The following is a 1,033-nucleotide window of genomic DNA, read 5'->3' as shown; positions in this document are numbered from 1 at the left end:
ACCGCTTCCGCGACGATGGCCTTGACGGTCGGCGTCGTCGGGCGCGTGCCGTCGGATCCGGCCGGGAACTGGATGCCGACCTCCTCGCGGACGGTGGTGTCGGCGGACGTCGGTGTGGCGGTCCTCGGCATCATGAGCCTTTCGCGCAGGTGGTGGGTACCTCACCATCGAAGCGCACTGCTTGGTGCGACTTCGTCAAGAGACGCACCAACTCTGGACGGTCTCGTTTGGAGGTTTCCTCCAATTCGGCGACCGCGCCGACTCATCACGGTGCGACGTTGCATAGGTGGGCCCGCTGCGGTTGACCATGACGAAGAAATCGGTGGCGTGGTTCGTCAGGTCACGGCAGACTCGACGTCATGAACGACACGCAGCTCTCGACCGCAGCCACGTCGCCGACGGCGACGGCTGGTAGTGAGGAGTACCTGCGCGTCAACAAGGCCAACTGGGATGACCGTGCCGTCGCCCATGCCGCAAGCCCCGACTATTCGGTGCAGCACTTCATCGACCACCCCGACGCCATCAGCCGTGTCCTCCGGTTCGACGTGGAGCATGCGCCGGGGCTCGGATCGCTCGACGGGCTCGACGTCGTCCACCTCCAGTGCCACATCGGCACCGACACGTTGTCGCTGAAACGGCTTGGCGCGCAGCGCATCACGGGTGTCGACCTGTCGCCGAAGTCGTTGGAAGAGGCCCGGCGCATCGCCGCTGCAGCCGGACACGGCGACATCGAGTACGTCGAATCCGACGTCTACTCGGCGCCGGAAGCCCTGGGCGGCAGGCAGTTCGACCTCGTCTACACCGGCATCGGCGCGCTGTGTTGGCTGCCCAGCATTGAACGCTGGGCCCAGGTCGTCGCGGCGCTGCTCAAGCCCGGCGGGCGACTGTTCATCCGCGAAGGCCACCCGATGCTTTGGGCGATGGGCGACCACCCAGCCACCACGAAACGCACCCTGCGCGATGACGAATTCACCACCCCTGCCGTGGAGTTCCCCTACTTCGAGCAGGAGCAACCACTCGTGTTCGACGACGG

General features: G+C 66.0%; 1 protein-coding gene. It reads left to right on the top strand.

From position 1 onward, the window contains the following. Nucleotides 1–359: 359 nt before the first annotated feature. Nucleotides 360–1,033 (top strand): class I SAM-dependent methyltransferase (locus B2284_RS06010; protein WP_286697297.1); only part of this gene is annotated, 674 nt, incomplete at its 3' end.

Source organism: Dermacoccus sp. UBA1591, from assembly GCF_002322065.1.
GTDB lineage: Bacteria > Actinomycetota > Actinomycetes > Actinomycetales > Dermatophilaceae > Dermacoccus > Dermacoccus nishinomiyaensis.
Note: the sequence above shows the minus strand (reverse complement) of the source record. Positions and strands in the feature narration are given on the sequence as shown.